Source organism: Sinorhizobium saheli (genome assembly GCF_001651875.1).
GTDB classification, from domain to species: domain Bacteria; phylum Pseudomonadota; class Alphaproteobacteria; order Rhizobiales; family Rhizobiaceae; genus Sinorhizobium; species Sinorhizobium saheli.
Window position 1 is genome coordinate 97377 of record NZ_LNQB01000065.1, and the last position, 13482, is coordinate 110858.

Genomic DNA, 13482 nt, shown 5'->3' on the forward strand with positions numbered 1-13482 from the left:
AACAGATCAAATCCGGATGTCGAGATGAAATGCGGGAGGAAAGATGACCCTCGAACTGTTCGATCTCAAAGGCCGGCGGGCGCTCGTCACCGGCTCGTCGCAGGGCATCGGCCTTGCGCTCGCCCGTGGCCTCGCCGATGCCGGGGCGGAAGTCGTCCTCAACGGGCGCGATCAGGCAAAGCTCGCCGAAGCGGCCGGACGCGTCCCCGGCGCGAAAAAGCTCGCCTTCGACGCGACCGACCATGAGGCGGTGCGCGGCGCCGTCGACGGCTTCGAGGCGGAAGTCGGGCCGATCGACATCCTCGTCAACAATGCCGGCATGCAGCACCGCACGCCGCTCGAGGACTTCCCCGCCGACGCCTTCGAGAAGCTGCTGAGGACCAACATCTCGACGGTCTTCAACGTCGGCCAGGCGGTAGCCCGGCACATGATCAAGCGCCGTGCCGGCAAGATCATCAACATCGCCAGCGTCCAGACGGCGCTCGCCCGTCCGGGCATCGCCCCCTACACCGCCACCAAGGGCGCGGTCGGCAATCTCACCAAGGGCATGGCGACCGACTGGGCGAAATACGGGTTGCAATGCAACGCCATCGCGCCGGGTTACTTCGACACGCCGCTCAACGCCGCCCTCGTTGCCGATCCGGACTTTTCGGCCTGGCTCGAAAAGCGCACCCCGGCCGGCCGCTGGGGCAGGGTGGAGGAGCTTGTCGGCGCCTGCATCTTCCTCGCCTCCAATGCTTCCTCTTTCGTGAACGGACACGTGCTCTATGTCGACGGCGGCATCACAGCTTCTCTCTGAAATCCCGCCGCGCATGGTGCTGATGGGCGTTGCCGGCTGCGGCAAGTCCTCGGTCGGCGCGGCGCTGGCCACGCGCATCGGCGCCGTCTATTTCGACGGCGACGACCTGCATCCGGCGGAAAACATCGCCAAGATGAGCAAGGGCATCCCGCTTGACGACGCCGACCGCTGGCCTTGGCTGACCCGCGTCGGCGAGGCGCTTGCGGCCGGCACCGGACCGACGATCATCGGCTGCTCGGCGCTGAAGCGCGCCTACCGCACGCATATTGTCCGCACGGCAGGCGAGCCTGTCACCTTCATCCATCTGGCAGGCACCAGAGCCGTCATCGAGAAGCGCATGGAGGAGCGGCAGGGGCATTTCATGCCGCCTGCGCTGCTGGACAGCCAGTTCGCGGCGCTCGAGCCGCCGGGACCGGACGAAAACGCCATCAGCGTCGACATCGACCAGCCGCTCGAGGCGGTCGTCGAGGCGATCGCTGCCCAACTGGGAGGACTGCATAAATGACGAACAAGGTCGCGTTGATCGGTGCCGGCGCCATGGGCGGCGCCATCGGGACGAGGCTCGTCGAAACCGGCAATCTGCTGACGGTCTTCGACCTCGACCGGGCCAAGGTGCAGGAGCTGGTCGACAAGGGAGCAAAGGCGGCGGCGAGTGCAGCGGAAGCGGCGGCGGCATCCGACACCGTCATCCTCAGCCTCAACTCGGCAAGAATCGTGCATATCGCCGTCTTCGGCGAGACCGGCGTCGCCAAGGGCGCCAAACCCGGAACCCTCATCATCGACATGTCGTCGATCGATCCGGAAGCCACCAGGGCGCTGGCGAAGGAGGCCGAGGAAACCGGGCTGCGCTGGGTCGACAGTCCGCTTTCGGGCGGCGCGCCGAAGGCGCTCATCGGTGAGTTGACGCTGATGGCCGGCGGCAAGGAGGAGGACGTCGCCGACGCCTATGAGGTGCTGAAGCACGTCGCCTCGAACTATACGCATATGGGGCCGTCCGGCGCCGGGCAGACGACCAAGCTGATCAACCAGGTTCTCTGCGGCCTGAATTTCCTCGCCGTCGCCGAGGCGACGCAGCTGGCGCTCGACGCCGGCGTCGACGCGGCGAAGGTCCCGCAGGCCTTGAAGGGCGGCCGCGCCGATAGCGCCATCCTGCAGGAATACATGCCGCGCTTCGTCGCCAGGGATTATCGCCGCACCGGCCGGATCGACAACATGGTCAAGGACCTGAACGGCGCGCAGGACCTTGCCCGCCGCACCAACACCGCCATGCCGCTGACCGCGACCTGCGCGGAAATACACCGCATGCTGACGGCCGCCGGCCTCGGCGGCGAGGACCAGGCGGCGCTGATGGAATTTTTCAAGGGACCCAACAAGGAGATTGCCGAATGATTACCCGCTACGCGCTGTTCGAGGGAAAGGTAAAGGATGGCGAGACCGAGGCCTTCCGGGCCGCGGTCCTCGAGGACATCCTGCCGAAGTGGAAGGCCTTTCCCGGTGCGCTCGACGTGCGCGTCACCTTCGCGGATTTCCGCGACGACGGAGCGCCGGAGATCCCGATGATCCTGGCGATCAACTACCCGGATCTCGACACGGTCGAAAAGGCGCTGGCGAGCCCGGCGCGGGCGGCGGCGAAAGCGGCAACCGAAGCGGTGCTGGCGCGCTTCTTCGAAGGCCGCATCCATCATCACGTCACCCAGGCGAACGAATTCCGCCTTTGAGTTGTGATCCGGTGCGGCACGCGTCCGGGTGCCGCACCCTCCGCCGGAGAATTTCCTCGCCGAGGCAGCGTGAGGCTTGCATTCCGACGACAATCCGGGTGTACTTGGATTGATATCGATAACATGGATGCAAATGGATACGATCCGCAAGCCCCCGACGATGGCCGACGTGGCGCGGCGAACCGGCGTTTCGCCGATGACCGTTTCGCGCGCCTTCAAGCGTGACAGTTCCGTCAGCCAGGAGACCCGCGAGGCAGTGCTGCGGGCTGCCGAGGAGCTCGGCTATGTCTTCGACAGCACTGCCTCCAATCTCCGCTCCCAGCGCACCGATTTCATCGCGGTGACGATCCCGTCGATCAACAATGCCAACTTCGCCGATACGGTGCGGGCGCTTTCGGACGGAGTCTCGGAACGGGGCCTGCAGATCCTGCTCGGCTACACCAACTACGATGTCGCGGAAGAGGAACGGCTGATCGAGCAGCTTCTGCGGCGCAAGCCCGAAGCGATCGTGGTGACGGGCGGCAAGCACACGCCGCGGGCCCGAAAGCTCTTGTCGAATGCCGGCATTCCGGTCATCGAGACCTGGGACCTGCCGGAGGAGCCGATCGGCCATGTCGTCGGCTTCTCGAACGCGCTGGCGGTGCGCGAGATGGTGGATCACTTCGTCAGCGTCGGCTATCGCAAGATCGCCTTCATCGGCGGTGACGCCGATCGCGATACGCGCGGTACCGATCGCCGGGCGGGCTTCATCGCCGCCCTTGTCCACCATGGTTTGGATACTTCACGCCTGATCGCCGCCGGGCCGCCGCCGATCTCCATGCGCGAGGGGGCCGATGCGATGAGGCAGTTGCTCGAGCGCTTCCCCGACACGGAGGCGGTCATCTGCGTCTCCGACCTTTCCGCCTTCGGGGCGCTCACCGAATGCCAGCGGCGCGGCATCGCCGTGCCCGACAGAATCGCGATCGCCGGCTTCGGCGATTACGAGATCGGCGCGATCTGCGTGCCGAGCCTCACGACGATCAACGCCTTTGCCAGCGAGATCGGCGCGAAAACGGCGGAACTGATCCTCGACGTGCTCAACGGCAAGCTCGACCAGCCGGGGCGCGTGACGATCCGCCCCGACCTGATCCTGCGGCAAACCAGCCGGTAGCGAGACGCTGCAGAAATACGCAGGAATACGCAATCGGGAGCACCAGTTCCGAGGGCGTGCCCGGCTTGGCACCTGCGTCGTCGGTTGCCGGTCCTTGCGGCCCCCGTCCCATGGGCAGATTTCACCATTAGTTCTTAGTATGGAAGCCCGGGAAATTCGGTGTAATGTTCGCAACCGGGGGTAGATCACTTCAACCGCGAAACTGAAGGAAGGCAGCTATGCAGCAAGCTCGAAAATACGTTTCGTCCGACAACTACGTTCCGGAAGGGGAAATCCCGCAGAACGCTGCAACGAATTTCACGTCCCCGGACTGCGGCTCGTATCAAGGTACGGCATCGGGGCCACCCCTGATGGCTGGTCAAGGTCTGCTTGCGATTAACGGCAATACGGATTTATCCAGCTGCATCGTCGGAAAAGATGGCGCAAACGTTTCCTCAATATATCTCGTCAATATGCCCCGATTTTCTTTCTACCAATACCAAGTTAATGTATATGGCCAGGGACCTTCGGGCGCGGGATCCTGGTATTTTTATCTGTATTTCACCGACCAGACGGGAGACACCTATAAATTGAAGCTCTTCAGGTCGGAACCTGCCTGGCACTATGTTCAATTCAACTCGGACGCGCCGGGCATCGTTCAGGTCACCTGGGATGGTGCCTAGTCGTTGCAGAAATGGCAAAAGCGAAAAGATAGAGCGGTGACGCGAACGCATTTGAGCGCATCCGGCTCTCAGAGTTCATCGTGAGCGGAGCAAAGGAGGCTGGCCTCGGCGCCAGCTTCCTCATCCAGTCATTTCAGCACCTTCAAGTGAGCCTCGGCCGTCACTTGACGTCGGATTTCACGAACTGGCGCAGTTCCGGCGTCTGAGGATCGGCGAAGAGCGCCGCGGACGGGCCCTGTTCCCAGATCTTACCCTTGTGCATGAAGATCGTCTGGGTGGCGACGCGGCGGGCAAAGCCCATTTCGTGCGTCACCAGGATCATCGTCATGCCGTCGCGGGCGAGGTTCTCCATGACCGTCAGCACTTCCTCGGTGAGTTCCGGGTCGAGCGCGGAGGTCACCTCGTCGAAGAGCATGACCTTCGGCCGCATGGCAAGCGAGCGGGCGATCGCGACGCGCTGCTGCTGGCCGCCGGAAAGCTGGTCCGGATAGGAATCGAACTTTTCCGACAGCCCGACGAGTTGCAGCACCTCGCGGGCAACGTCCCGCGCCTTCGCCTTCGCCACGTCCTTGACGATCCGCGGCGCCAGCATGATGTTCTCGCCGACCGTCAGGTGCGGAAAGAGATTGTAGCTCTGGAAGACAATGCCGACATCGGTGCGCAGCTTGCGCAGCGCCCTGGCGTCGCCGCCGAGCGCGTGGCCGGCGATCTCGATCCTGCCCGCATTGATCTTTTCGAGCCCGTTCATGCAACGCAGCAGCGTGCTCTTTCCCGAGCCCGACCGGCCGATCAGCGCGAAGACCTCGCCGCGCCCGACCGAAAGCGACACGCCCTTGAGGACTTCGAGAGCGCCGAAGCTCTTGTGGACGTTTTCAACGACTACTTCCGGCATGGAGCCTCCTTTCCAGCAGGCGAGATAGCTGGGACAGCGGGTAACAGACGACGAAATAAAGGACGGCGACGGCGAGGAAGACGCGGAAGGGCTGAAACGTCGCGTTGTTGATGAGCTGCCCGGCCCGGGCGAGTTCGACGAAGCCGATGATCGAGGTGATCGAGGTGTTCTTCACCACCTGGACGGCAAAGCCGACGGTCGGCGGCAGCGAAATGCGCATCGCCTGCGGCAGGATCACGTAGCGGTATTGCTGCAGACGGGTCATGGCGAGCGATTCCGACGCCTCCCATTGCTGCTTCGGCACCGCCTGGATGCAGCCGCGCCAGATTTCCGCAAGATAGCCGGACGCGTAGATCGTCATCGAGGCCCCGGCGGCACAGAGCGGCGGCAGCTCGAAGCCGGCAAGGCTCAGGCCGTAATAGGAGAGAAACAGGATCATCAGCACCGGGATGCCCTGGATGACCTGGATATAGGTGGCGGCGGCAATCCGCACCGGCTTCAGATGCGCGGTGCGCGCGAGCGCAACGGCGAAGCCGAGGAGGCCGCCGCCGACCAGCGCGATCACCGTCAGCAGGATCGTCCATTGCAGCGAGAAAACGAGAAAGCCGAATTGATCGAGGCCGAAGGTCTTGAGGGTCATGCCTGCACCTCCGGCAAGGCCGCCATCGTTCGGCGGGCGACGCGGCGGCCGAAGAGCCACATGCCGACGAGCGCAAGGGCTGCCCGCAGCGCCAGCGCCAATGCGAGATAAATCAGCGTCACCGCAATGTAGATCTCGAAGGACCGGTAGGTCTGCGATTCGATGAAGGCGGCCGAGGCGGCGAGTTCCTGGGTGGAGATCGCCGAGCAGATGCTGGAGGCCAGCATCATTAGCACGAACTGGCTGCAGAGCGCAGGATAGACCTTGGCGATCGCCGGCACGATGATGACGTGGCGATAGATCTGGAAGCGGGTGAAGCCGAGTGCTTCGCCAGCCTCGATCTGCGACTTGTGCACCGCTTCGATGCCCGCCCGGATGATCTCCGTCGAATAGGCGGCGAGGTTGATCGTCATGCCGATCAGCGCGGCCGTATCGGCGCCGACGCGCATGCCGAGGCCCGGCAGGCCGAAATAGACGATGAACAACTGGACGAGGAAGGGCGTGTTGCGGATGATCTCGACATAGGCATCGACGAGAAGGCGGACCGCACCGCCCCAGATGGAGCGAACCGAGGCAAGCAGGATGCCAGCGGCGCAGCCGAGGATGATCGACAGCACCGAAATCCTGATCGTCAGCCAGATGCCGTGCAGGATCTGGTCCTGGTACTGGGCCAGCACGCCGAATTGAAACGTGTAGGTCATGGGAACTCCGTCGCGGTTGCGCGGGCCGCCGGCAGAAGATTGCCGGCGTGCCCCTGTTCAACGCAATCAGAACGTCGGGAGCGCCGGCATCGGACGGCCGGTCCACTTCATCGCGATCTTGTCGAGATCGCCGGAGATCTTCATCAGGTAGATGGCGGTGTTGAGCCACTGACGGATCTCGTAGTCCTCCATCCGCGTCGCCATCGAATTGCCCTGCTGGAAGAAGGTGAAGCCGACCTGCAGGCCGGCATCCGGCCGCTGCTTGATGATCGCCTCGCCGACCGTGGAGGGCAGGGCGACCGCATCCACCTGTCCGGCGATCAGCGCCTGAGCGCTCGTGGAATCATCCTCGTAGACGACGATTTCGAGGCCCGGTACCGCTGCCTTGCGGAGCGCCGTCTCCTGCGACGAGCCGCGATTGACGGCGACACGCTTGCCTTCGAGATCGGTGAGCTTCGCGAATTTCTGGTCAGGCCCGGAGATGATGTCCATGTTGAAGGCGCTGTAGGGCTGGGTGAACATCACCGTCTTGGCCCGCTCGCCGGTCGGCGCCAGGGTGGCGACGAGGAAATCGACCTTGCCGGTCTGAAGCGCGGGGATGCGCGCCGGTGGCGTCAGCGGCACCAGCTCGACCGGCAACGACAGATAGCCGGCGATCAGGTTGGCGACGTCGACGTCGTAGCCGGTCGGATTGCCCTGCTCGTCGACCATCCCCATCGGCGGCGCGCCGGTGAGAACGCCGATGCGGACGGTACCGCGTGAGATGATGTCGTTCAGCGTGGCCGCCTGGGCTCCGACCGCCGAAGTGAGACTGGCCGCCGCGATAGCGATGGCTGCCACCATGTAGCGCACAAAGCTTGAAATCGTCATGTTTTCTCCTCCACCTGATAGATCGTCATTTCCGGCCTCCGCCCGCTCCTCGCGGGTTTTTGACCGAACCTTGCCCTTGCCGCCTCTCGTTCGCCGAGCGCAGATGCGCGTTCTCGCGGGCATGCGCCGCGCGCCGGGCCCGCAAACCAAATCATCTCGATCAGCCGGCTATTTCTCTTGAAAGACGCCGAAGGTTATCGTTAACTTAAAGGGATGTTATCGATAACAGCGAAGCTCGTCAATCCGTAAACGAACGGTGACGGTAAAGGAGAGCAGGGTGAGTCTGCGCGGAAAGGTGACGACGCTGCGAGATGTGGCAATCAGGGCCGGTGTGAGCACGATGACCGTTTCCAAGGTCCTGCGCGGCGCGGGGACGATTTCGGAGGAAACCCGCCGGAGGGTGAAGCAAGCCGCCGAGGAACTCGGCTATCTGCCGAACAATCTTGCCGGGTCGCTGAGTTCCCGCAAGAGCCGGATGGTCGCGGTGATCATTCCATCGATCAGCGACATCGTGTTTTCCGAAGTGCTGAGCGGCATCAATTCAACGCTGCGGCCGCAGGGATTGCAGACCTTCATCGGCGAATCGCTCTTCGACCCGGCGACCGAAACCGAACTGATCCGCGCCATGCTGTCGTTCCGGCCGGCCGGGATCCTGCTGAACGGCGGCATCGCCCGCAGCGCCGACGCGGCGAAGCTGTTGGCCCGGCGGAACTGCCCGGCGATCCAGCTCTGGGATTGCGACAGGCGCGCGCTGGATTTCAGCGCCGGTCCATCGCACGAGGAAGCCGGTCGGCTGGTTGCCAACCACTTCCTCGAGCGCGGGATGCGGCGCATCGCCTATGTCGGCGCCGAGCTAGACAAGGACCTCTGCGCCCGCCGCCGTTATCTGGCGCTGAAGTCGTCGCTGGCCGCCGCGGGCATCGATCTCATCACCGTGACCTGCGAAGAGAGGCCGCGACAGGCGGTCACCGGGCGTTACCTGACGGAGCAGCTGCTGCGGGACCATCCCGGGATCGAAGCCGTGCACTTTCTCAACGACGCCATGGCGCTCGGCGGTCTCTCCCATCTGCACGAAGCCGGTTTTCCGGTCCCCGAACGCATCTCCGTCGTCGGCTTCAACGGCACGTCGCTCGCCAACGCGGTCCGGACGCGGCTCACCACTATCGACGTACCGCGGGCGGAGATTGGCGAGAAGGCCGCACAGGCGCTGTTGCGGATGATTGGAGGGGAGGGGGTGCCCGACGCCTGGCAGGCGAGGTTGAAGCTGGTGCAAGGCAATACGACGATAGCGCTGGGCCGCCCGCAAGGCGCCTGACCTCCGTCAATCACTCAAGGCATTTCGCAGCGCTCCGACGAAACCGTCGAGCTCACCCTTCCGCATGTAGACATGCGGCGACACCCGCAGGCCCTCCATGTGCTCGACCTTGCGGTACTTCACATGGACCTGGTGCTTCTCGCGAAGATCGCGCTCGAGCTTCTCCATGTCCCGACCGTCGATCGCGAACAGGGCGATTGCGCCGAGACTATCGGTATCGGTGGCCGTGTGCAGCCTGAAACCCGGAATGTCACGCGCGAGCGATATCCAGTAGCGGGTCAGTTCGCGCAACCGCGCGTGCATCTTCTCCGCGCCGATCAGTTTGTGGAATGCGATGGCGGGCGCGATCCCCGCCTGTAGCGCCGAATTGTAGGTGCCGAGGTTCCAGTGGTCGAACTTGTCGATTTGCAGGGCCGGCCGGTCGAAGGGGGCAAGCAATCGCCCAAAAATCCTGCGTGATGGGCACCGAAATTGCCTGCAGAAGGATGGCGGGTCGGCGGGGCTCACAAAAAATGGGGCACCATTCGCGGTGCCCCAGTCCCGGGAGATTACATCTTGCCCCAGAGCTTCCTGTACTGATCGCGATAGCCGTTATCGGGATCGAATGTGTTCTTGGGGCCGCCGTCGAACTCGACATTGTCAGCGGTCACAACGTGCAGCGGCGACAGGTAGCCCGACCACTTTTCGCCGGCGAAGGCGCGGTTCAGCTCGTCGACCAGCTGCCAGCCCTGCAGGTTCAAGGGCTCGGCGACCGTCACCTTCTGGAACTGGCCGGCGCGGATGCGCTGATAGGCCGATTCCGAACCGTCGCCGGCCGCGACGTTGATCGGTGCATCGGTGCCGCCCTTGCCGGCGGCGGCGAGCGACGGTCCCATGAAGTCGAAATAGAGGTCGTTGATCGCCAGCGAATGGGTCCACTGGTCGCCGTATTTCTGCAGCAGCGATGTCGTCAGCTGCGGCATGCGCTGCGACGTCTCGGCGATCGGCGTGTCGACATATTCGAGCACCTTGCCGCCGAGCGCCTCGATCTCCGCCTTCATCTTGTCGGCCTTGGCGATCGCGATCGCATAGGTCGAGTCGGTGAAGATCACCACGCCCGGCTTGCCCTTGGCGTCGACGAAGGCCCAGTTTGCGGCCGCCTTCGACACTTCCATCGCGTCGGTGCTGACATTGGCGAAGAGCCCGGTCTTCTCGTCCGGGCCGATCACCGGCCCGGCATGCCAGGCAACGAGCGGGATGCCGGCCGCCCTGGCCTGTTCCAGCGCCGGCGCCTGTTCGACGGCGTCGAAGCCGTTGATGATGATGCCGGCCGGCTTCAGCGCCATCGCCTGTCCGAAGGCCGCCGTGCGGCCGCCGATCGAGCCGGCGCCGTCGATCACCTTCACCTCCCAGCCGATCGCCGCGGCGGCCTCTTCGACGCCGGTGGTGACGCCGAGGATGCCGCCGTTCTTCAGGTCGCCGGCGAGCACCACGATGGTCTTGCCCTCCTGGGCCTTCGGGCCCGATGTCGGGCCGTCCCAGGTGCTAACCTTGTTGGCGTATTTCGTGACGATCGCCTCGGCATCGGCCATCGGATCGGCAAGCGCAACATTGGCGCTCATCAGCGCGATTGCCGCCGCCGTGCCTGTCATGAAAGTCCTGCGCTTCATATACCCTTCCTCCCTTGGGTTCGTTATGGATGCAGATTCCTGGAATTCACTTCGTTCCGGCCGGCTGCAGCGCGGGGGCTGCTTTGCGCGTGACCGTGCCTTTCCTCCGCTGTGCGTAGCCGGCAATGCCGATCGCGACGAGCAGCGTGACGCCGTTGAACAGCGGTTCCACGAAGAACGACCCGCCGAATTGCTGGATGCCGGAGATGCCGACCGCCAGGATGATCACGCCGATCATCGTGCCCCAGACATTGACGCGACCTGGCTTGATTGTGGTCGAGCCGAGGAAGGCGCCGACGAGGGCGGGAAGCAGATATTCGAGGCCGACACTCGCCTGGCCGATCCGGAGCTTCGAGGCGAGCAGCACGCCGGCAAGCGCCGCCAGCGTGCCCGAGGAGACGAAGGCACCGATGACGAAGCGGCGCACCGGAATACCGTTCAGGGCCGCCGCCTTGGGGTTGGCACCGATCGCGTAGACATAGCGGCCGATCGGCAGATATTCGAGGACGAGCCACATCGCCAATGCCAGCACCAGGACATAGAAGCCGGTGATCGGCAGGCCGAGCACCATGGTGCCGTTCAACGCATAGAAACCATCCGGCAGGACGCCGACCACCTGCCGGCCGCCGGTGTGCCAGAGCGCCAGCGCATAGAGGATGGTTCCAGTGCCGAGCGTGGCGATGAAGGAGTCGATCCGCGCCACCTCGACGAGCAGCCCGTTCAGGAAGCCGGTGAGGGCGCCGAGCACGAGCACGATCAGCACGGCGAGCGGCCAGGGCACGCCGAACATCGTCTGCAGGCTGATCGCCAGGATGTGCCAGAGCACGATGCCGTAGCCGACCGTCAGGTCGATGCGTCCCGCGGCCATCGGGATCATCGCCGCCAGCGACAGGATGGCGATGATCGCCTTGTCGGAGATGATCGAGCGGACGTTGAGGACCGTCGGAAAGGTCTGCGGCAGGAGCAGCGAGAACAGGACAATCAGCAAGAGCGTCAGGATGACGAGGCCGTAAACCGGCAGGAAGCGGATGAGCTTCTGCGCCGGATTGAGGCCGGCAAGCTCGCCGCGGGTCGGTTCAAGCGCGGTGGATTCGATCGACTGCATTTTCTTCTCCCGGAACTTAAGCCGCTTCGGAGGCCGAGGCGGCGGCGATCACCGCCGAGGTCGTCAGTTCTTCGCCCTTGAGCTCGCGGACGATGCGTCCGCGCGAAAAGACCAGGGCGCGATGGCAGATATGGGCGATTTCCTCGAAATCGGTCGAGACGACGATGACGGCGAGACCCGCCTCGAGCGCGCGGGCGATCAGCCGGTAAATGTCGGCCTTGGCGCCGACGTCGACGCCGGCGGTCGGATCCTCGGCGACGAGGAGCCTGCGGCCGGTCGCGAGCCAGCGGCCGACCACGACCTTCTGCTGGTTGCCGCCGGAAAGCGCCTCGATCGGCAGACTCTGGTCGTTCGGCCTCAGGCCGACGCTTTCGCCGATCGCCTCCGCGAGCGCCGCCTCCTTCGAGGGTGCAAGGACCGAAAACAGGCCACGGCCCGAGGCTTGTGGATTGAGGAAGGTGTTCTCGCGCAGCGACAGCGACATGGCGACCGATTCTTCCGTGCGGTCGCGGGCGATCAGGCCGACGCCGGAGCGCATCGCCGCCTCGGGGCTCGACAGGTCCGGTTGCTCACCGCCGATCGTCACCGTTCCGGAAAACGGCTGGCAGCCGAAGAGGGCGCGCCCGACCAGTTCCTGGCCGGCGCCGCGCAGGCCGACGAGGCCGATGAGCTCGCCCTCGAGCACGTCGAAGGAGACGGGCCCGACGCCCTGGCAGGCGAGTTGCCGGACGCTGACGATCGCTTCGCCGGGCTTGCTCTCCGCCTTGACGAAGAGCTGGTCGGCCTTGCGCCCGACGATCATTTCGATGAGCTCGTCCGGCGTCGTCCGGGCGACCGGCTTCTGACCGACGAGCCGGCCGTCGCGCAGCACCGCGACCCGGTCGGCGATCCGGAAGATCTCATCGAGCCGATGCGAGACGTAGATCATGGCGACGCCGCGCTCCTTCAGCGGCCGTATGGCATTGAAGAGCCGCTCCACCTCGTCTGCCGGCAGGCTTGCCGTCGGCTCGTCGAGCACCAGCACATCGGCCTCGACGGCCAGGGCGCGGGCGATCGCCACCAGCGACTTTTCCGTGCGGGTCAGCGCCTGGACGCGGGTCGAGGGATCGAAATCGCAGCCGACGAGACGCAGGGCCGCGCGCGCCCGCTCCTCCGTGCGCCGCCAGTCGATCAGCCGGCTTCGCATCGAGAAGCCCTGCGCCAGGCCGACATTCTCGGCAACCGTCATCCATTCGATGAGGCCGAGATCCTGGTGGATGAAGGCGACCGGCTGGCGCTTGTTCGGCTTCGGCGGCTGGTTGACATAGGGCTCGCCGCGGAACCGGATCTCGCCGCCATCCGGCCGGTAGATGCCCGCAAGCGTCTTGATCAGCGTCGATTTGCCGGCGCCATTCTCTCCGAGAAGTGCCAGGATTTCCCCGGCCTCGAGGTCGAGCGAGACCTGCGACAGGGCCCGGGTGCCGCCGAACTCCTTGGTGATCGAACGGAATTCCAAGAGCTTCTGACCATCCATGCGCTCCTCCCAAAAGCGTAGATTGAGGAGGAGCTTATGTTATCGATAACAATTCTGTCAACGCTCGATTGGAGGTTTCTTTTTTGCGCTTGCCGGCAACAGGATATTTTCTATGTTATCGATAACATCCACCCGAGCCCGACGCAGGGGGCTTCATCAACTTGGAAATAGAATGTACCCCGTGTGAGTTCATGCCGAACTGCGACTTGCGCGTGTGACGCTGACGGTGGCGCTGAGGCCGGCTGCTCGCCAGCGAGCGATCCTGCGACGTTCATCCATATCAATCTGGGAGTAGGTGCGTCTCATCAGCCATTCCTTGCGAGTGATAACCCATTGGTATCTATCGCAAGTCGCACTTCATCCTTGAACCCACCCCGCTACACGCTCTGTCACAGCTATTTAAAGATGAGACAAAGTAGTCAACTTAGAAATGCGACATCATCCTATTCCTGATTACTGCGTTTGCAA

The 13482-nt window shown here is 64.1% G+C and carries 15 protein-coding genes and 1 pseudogene; 7 read left to right on the forward strand and 9 right to left on the reverse strand.

Annotation, left to right across the window (positions count from 1 at the left end):
* Window positions 1-43 precede the first annotated feature (43 nt).
* From ATB98_RS08235 to ATB98_RS08260, 6 genes are all read left to right on the forward strand, one after another.
* A complete protein-coding gene (locus tag ATB98_RS08235; protein WP_066871768.1) occupies window positions 44-799 on the forward strand; it encodes an SDR family oxidoreductase in 756 nt (251 codons plus the stop codon).
* Entirely contained in the window at window positions 768-1304 is a 537-nt protein-coding gene (locus ATB98_RS08240; protein WP_153435891.1) for a gluconokinase, read from the forward strand. Before ATB98_RS08235 ends, ATB98_RS08240 begins: the two co-directional genes overlap by 32 nt.
* On the forward strand, window positions 1301-2188 hold the full coding sequence (locus ATB98_RS08245; protein WP_066871774.1) for an NAD(P)-dependent oxidoreductase: 888 nt from the start codon (window positions 1301-1303) through the stop codon (window positions 2186-2188). Before ATB98_RS08240 ends, ATB98_RS08245 begins: the two co-directional genes overlap by 4 nt.
* Window positions 2185-2517, forward strand: coding sequence for a hypothetical protein (locus tag ATB98_RS08250; protein WP_066871777.1), 333 nt, complete (start codon window positions 2185-2187; stop codon window positions 2515-2517). The genes ATB98_RS08245 and ATB98_RS08250 overlap by 4 nt, the downstream gene beginning before the upstream one ends.
* Window positions 2518-2650: 133 nt before the next feature.
* Complete coding sequence (locus ATB98_RS08255; RefSeq protein ID WP_066871780.1) at window positions 2651-3667, forward strand: LacI family DNA-binding transcriptional regulator; 1017 nt, start codon at window positions 2651-2653, stop codon at window positions 3665-3667.
* Window positions 3668-3885: 218 nt separating this feature from the next.
* On the forward strand, window positions 3886-4329 hold the full coding sequence (locus ATB98_RS08260) for a hypothetical protein (protein ID WP_066871783.1): 444 nt from the start codon (window positions 3886-3888) through the stop codon (window positions 4327-4329).
* Between the two features lie 160 nt (window positions 4330-4489).
* On the opposite strand, the gene ATB98_RS08265 is transcribed toward ATB98_RS08260, so the two are convergent.
* The 4 genes from ATB98_RS08265 to ATB98_RS08280 form a co-directional block, all read right to left on the reverse strand.
* Entirely contained in the window at window positions 4490-5221 is a 732-nt protein-coding gene (locus tag ATB98_RS08265) for an amino acid ABC transporter ATP-binding protein (RefSeq protein ID WP_066871786.1), read from the reverse strand.
* Window positions 5202-5861: an amino acid ABC transporter permease gene (locus ATB98_RS08270; RefSeq protein WP_066871789.1), complete on the reverse strand. Its 660-nt coding sequence runs from the start codon at window positions 5859-5861 to the stop codon at window positions 5202-5204. The genes ATB98_RS08265 and ATB98_RS08270 overlap by 20 nt, the downstream gene beginning before the upstream one ends.
* Window positions 5858-6562: an amino acid ABC transporter permease gene (locus ATB98_RS08275; protein ID WP_066871792.1), complete on the reverse strand. Its 705-nt coding sequence runs from the start codon at window positions 6560-6562 to the stop codon at window positions 5858-5860. The genes ATB98_RS08270 and ATB98_RS08275 overlap by 4 nt, the downstream gene beginning before the upstream one ends.
* A 66-nt stretch (window positions 6563-6628) precedes the next feature.
* Window positions 6629-7432 carry a transporter substrate-binding domain-containing protein gene (locus tag ATB98_RS08280; protein WP_066871795.1) on the reverse strand — a complete coding sequence of 268 codons (804 nt, stop codon included), beginning with the start codon at window positions 7430-7432 and terminating at the stop codon, window positions 6629-6631.
* Window positions 7433-7709: 277 nt separating this feature from the next.
* On the opposite strand from ATB98_RS08280, the gene ATB98_RS08285 reads away from it, so the two are divergent.
* Window positions 7710-8747, forward strand: coding sequence for a LacI family DNA-binding transcriptional regulator (locus ATB98_RS08285; protein WP_066871797.1), 1038 nt, complete (start codon window positions 7710-7712; stop codon window positions 8745-8747).
* Window positions 8748-8753: 6 nt separating this feature from the next.
* On the opposite strand, the gene ATB98_RS08290 is transcribed toward ATB98_RS08285, so the two are convergent.
* The 5 genes and pseudogenes from ATB98_RS08290 to ATB98_RS30635 form a co-directional block, all read right to left on the reverse strand.
* Window positions 8754-9185: an aminotransferase class V-fold PLP-dependent enzyme gene (locus ATB98_RS08290; RefSeq protein ID WP_234781890.1), complete on the reverse strand. Its 432-nt coding sequence runs from the start codon at window positions 9183-9185 to the stop codon at window positions 8754-8756.
* Window positions 9186-9295: 110 nt separating this feature from the next.
* A complete protein-coding gene (locus ATB98_RS08295) occupies window positions 9296-10396 on the reverse strand; it encodes an ABC transporter substrate-binding protein (RefSeq protein ID WP_066871801.1) in 1101 nt (366 codons plus the stop codon).
* 46 nt (window positions 10397-10442) lie between these two features.
* A complete protein-coding gene (locus ATB98_RS08300; RefSeq protein ID WP_066871804.1) occupies window positions 10443-11501 on the reverse strand; it encodes an ABC transporter permease in 1059 nt (352 codons plus the stop codon).
* Between the two features lie 16 nt (window positions 11502-11517).
* Window positions 11518-13014, reverse strand: a complete 1497-nt coding sequence (locus tag ATB98_RS08305; RefSeq protein ID WP_066871808.1) for a sugar ABC transporter ATP-binding protein — start codon at window positions 13012-13014, stop codon at window positions 11518-11520.
* Window positions 13015-13215: 201 nt separating this feature from the next.
* Window positions 13216-13320 (reverse strand): annotated as a pseudogene (locus ATB98_RS30635) (IS30 family transposase); the annotation flags it as partial.
* Between the last annotated feature and the right edge of the window lie 162 nt (window positions 13321-13482).